Origin of the sequence: Pseudomonas kitaguniensis (assembly GCF_009296165.1) — a bacterium.
GTDB lineage: Bacteria > Pseudomonadota > Gammaproteobacteria > Pseudomonadales > Pseudomonadaceae > Aquipseudomonas > Aquipseudomonas kitaguniensis.
This window is the reverse complement of the sequence record NZ_VUAZ01000249.1, coordinates 1-3,558: the sequence shown is the minus strand read 5'-3', so window position 1 is coordinate 3,558 and position 3,558 is coordinate 1. Positions and strand designations below refer to the sequence as shown.

3 protein-coding genes are annotated in these 3,558 nt (G+C 58.9%); 1 reads left to right on the top strand and 2 read right to left on the bottom strand.

Annotated elements, in window-relative coordinates; genetic code table 11:
- Positions 1-179: 179 nt before the first annotated feature.
- Positions 180-1,178, bottom strand: a complete 999-nt coding sequence (locus tag F0169_RS27175; protein WP_152748149.1) for an NAD(P)H-quinone oxidoreductase — start codon at positions 1,176-1,178, stop codon at positions 180-182.
- Positions 1,179-1,332: 154 nt separating this feature from the next.
- Entirely contained in the window at positions 1,333-2,151 is an 819-nt protein-coding gene (locus F0169_RS27170; RefSeq protein WP_058413971.1) for an alpha/beta fold hydrolase, read from the bottom strand.
- A 206-nt stretch (positions 2,152-2,357) separates the two neighbouring features.
- On the opposite strand from F0169_RS27170, the gene F0169_RS27165 reads away from it, so the two are divergent.
- Complete coding sequence (locus tag F0169_RS27165; protein ID WP_152748148.1) at positions 2,358-3,425, top strand: NAD(P)-dependent alcohol dehydrogenase; 1,068 nt, start codon at positions 2,358-2,360, stop codon at positions 3,423-3,425.
- The last annotated feature ends 133 nt before the right edge of the window (positions 3,426-3,558 follow it).

Below are 3,558 nucleotides of genomic sequence, written 5' to 3'. Positions count from 1 at the left end.
CATTCTGCTTGGGGGATTGGGCCGGCTTCCGGGCTTTTCAAAAGTGACTCGCTGTAAGAGCGGAACCGATATAAGCCATAAACTCAATAACGAATATGCACCCAAAACCAAAGCCACAAGCCTGGATAAACTTCAATAGCCAAAACAATAGGCTATTTGCAGTTTGACAGGAGCGTGGCTTACTCCACGCGCAACACGATTTTGCCGATATGGTCGCCCGCTTCCATGCGCGCATGGGCTTGGGCGGCGTCGGTGTATTCGTACACCTTGTCGATCATCGGCAGGCAACGCCCAGCGGCCAATACCGGCCACACGTACTCGCGCAGTTGTTCGGCAATCGCCGCCTTTTCGTCTTTGCTGCGTGCCCGCAAGAGCGAGCCGGTGATCACCGCGCGCTTGCCGAGGATGCTCAGCAGGTCGACGTCGTTGGCTTTGCCGCCACCGAGGAACCCCAGCATCACCAAGTGGCCGTCCATGCCCAAGGCCTTGAGGTTATTGTTCAGGTACGAGGCGCCCATGATGTCGAGAATCACATTCACGCCTTTGTCGCCGGTCTTTTTCGCGATGACGTCGGCAAAGTCCTGCTCGCGGTAATTGATCGGTTCAGCGCCGAGCTTGGCAATGGCGGCGCATTTGTCCGCACTGCCGGCGGTGGCGTAGGCCTGAATACCAAACTCGCGGCAGAGCATCAGCGCGGTGGTGCCGATGCCACTGGTGCCGCCGTGAATCAACGCACGTTGGCCCTTGTGTGCACCGCCCAGGCCGAACAGGTTGGCCCACACCGTAAAGAAGGTTTCTGGAACGGCCGCCGCATGAATCCAGTCCATGCCATCCGGGATCGGCAGCGCCTGGCTGGCCGGTACGGCGCAAAACTGCGCATAGCCGCCACCGTTGGTCAGTGCACAGACCTTGTCGCCGAGGGCGTATTCGTTGACACCGGTGCCGAGTGCAACCACTTCACCGGCCACTTCCAGGCCTGGAATCGGGCTCATGCCGGGTTTCATCGGGTATTTGCCGGCGCGCTGCAACGCGTCGGGGCGATTGACCCCGGCGGCGTGCACGCGAATCAGAATTTCACCGGGACCCGCCACCGGCACGTCAGCCCTGCGTGGCTGCAAGACTTCGGGGCCACCGGGGGTGGTGATTTCGATGAGGGTCATTTCTTTGGGAAGCGTCATTTGAACATTCCTGTAGCGATGAGCGTATGAGCTGGGACCGTGCCAAGGCATCAGCGGTTCAGCAAGATCATACGCAGCTATGGCGCAAGGTTTGCACCAGACAAAAAAAGACCGGGCAAGCCCGGCCAAAAGAGCAGAGGGCAGGGCAGTTGCTTCAGCGGTTGAGGAACGCCAACAGGTCTTGGTTCAACTGCTGGGTATGGGTCGCCGCGAAACCGTGTGGCGCATCCTTGTACACCTTCAGCTCAGCACCCTTGATCATCTCGGCCGCAACCTTGCCGGTGGTCTCGAACGGCACAACCTGGTCGGCGTCACCGTGGATCACCAGGGTGGGCACGTCGATGGTGGCCATGTCCGGGCGGAAGTCGGTTTCGGAAAATACGCTGACGCAATCCAGCGTGGATTTCAGTGAAGCTTGCAACGCGATTTGCAGGGTCTGGCTTTGCACGCCTGCGGAAACAGTCTGGCCTTTGTTGAGGCCAAAAAACGGCGTGCTGAAGTCGGCAATGAACTGCGCGCGGTCTTTCAGCAACGCGGCTTTGATGCCGTCGAACACGTCGGCCGGCACACCCTGTGGGTAGTCCGGTTTCTGGCCCAAGAGCGGGGTGACGGCACCCAGCAATACCAGGCCGGCAACCCGCGCGCTGCCATGGCGAGCGATGTAACGCGCAACGTCGCCGCCGCCCATCGAAAAGCCCACCAGGGTCACGTCGTTCAGGTCCAGGTGTTCGATCAACTGGGCAATATCGTCGGCGAACGTGTTGTAGTCGTTGCCGGTCCACGGTTGGTCTGACCGTCCAAAACCACGACGGTCGAACGCAATAGTGCGAAAGCCACGGCTGCTGAGGTATTCCATCTGGTATTCCCACATGTCGGCGTCCAGCGGCCAGCCATGGCTGAACAGCACGGGTTTGCCGCTGCCCCAGTCCTTGAAATAGATCTGGGTACCGTCTTTGGCAACGAATGTACTCATACAAAACTCCTGATTATCGAGTAAAAAAGCTCGGCATAACGAGTGATGCAAACCGGGCGCCGATAGGTTCTTGACCCTGGGCACTGGCGCAACGTTCCTTGTACTTGCGCCACTGGCGACGCGTTGCGATAGCCGTTGATCGATTGAACGGTTCAGGGTTTATGCTGGTCAACTGACCTCTACCGTCACATCAACAGGTGAACCAAATGGCCAAGACTTACAGCTACGCCGCGCGGGATTCCAAGGATTCGCTCAAGCCTTTTACCTTCGAGCGCCGCACCCCAGGGGCGGATGACGTACAGATCGAAATTCTTTACTGCGGCGTGTGCCATTCCGATTTGCATACCGCGCGCAATGAGTGGCACAACACCCTGTACCCGTCGGTGCCGGGCCATGAAATCGTCGGCCGCGTTACCGCAGTCGGTGCTGATGTAAAAAAATTCAAGGTCGGTGATTTGGCCGGTGTCGGTTGCATGGTCGACAGTTGCCAGGCGTGCGCATCCTGCGCCGAGGGCGACGAGCAATACTGCGAGAACGGCTTTACCGGCACCTACAACGGCCCGGTTTTTGGCGGCGAAAACACGTACGGCGGCTACTCCGACGCGATCGTGGTCAAAGAAAAGTTCGTGCTGCGCATCTCCCACGACGACGCCAACCTGGCGGCCGTCGCGCCGCTGCTGTGCGCCGGCATTACCACCTATTCGCCGCTGCACCACTGGAAGGTGGGCCCCGGCTCGAAGGTCGGTGTGGTCGGTCTGGGTGGGCTCGGCCATATGGCGGTGAAGATCGCGCATGCGATGGGCGCACACGTCACGCTGTTTACGACGTCGCCGAACAAGCGTGAAGACGGCCTGCGCTTGGGTGCCGACCAAGTGGTGGTGTCGAAGAACCCGGATGAGATGGCCAAGGTCACCAACAGCCTGGACTTCATTCTCAACACGGTGGCCGCGCCGCATGACCTTGATGCGTTCCTTAATCTGCTCAAGCGCGATGGCACCATGACGCTGGTGGGCGCGCCTGACAGCCCGCATCCGTCGCCTACGGTGTTTAACCTGATCTTCAAGCGCCGTAGTCTGGCGGGCTCGTTGATTGGCGGCATTCAGGAAACCCAGGATATGTTGGACTTCTGCGCCAAGCACAAGATTGTTTCGGACGTGGAGATGATTGATATACAGGAGATCAACGAGGCGTACGAACGCATGCTCAAGGGCGATGTGAAGTATCGCTTTGTGATTGATATGGAGAGTTTGAAGAAGGAAAGCCACGCGGCCTGAAAGCCCACTTGAGGGCTTGAATCAAAGGCTTTTTGTGGGAGCGGGCTTGCTCGCGATGCAGGCAACTCGGCATATCAGGCACACCGGGTTGATGCCATCGCGAGCGAGCCCGCTCCCACATTTGAATGCATTC

Excerpts from the sequence above, each read along its gene's own strand:
- F0169_RS27175 (WP_152748149.1), bottom strand. The coding sequence starts at position 1,178 with ATGACGCTTCCCAAAGAAATGACCCTCATCGAAATCACCACCCCCGGT.
- F0169_RS27170 (WP_058413971.1), bottom strand. The coding sequence starts at position 2,151 with ATGAGTACATTCGTTGCCAAAGACGGTACCCAGATCTATTTCAAGGAC.
- F0169_RS27165 (WP_152748148.1), top strand. The coding sequence starts at position 2,358 with ATGGCCAAGACTTACAGCTACGCCGCGCGGGATTCCAAGGATTCGCTC.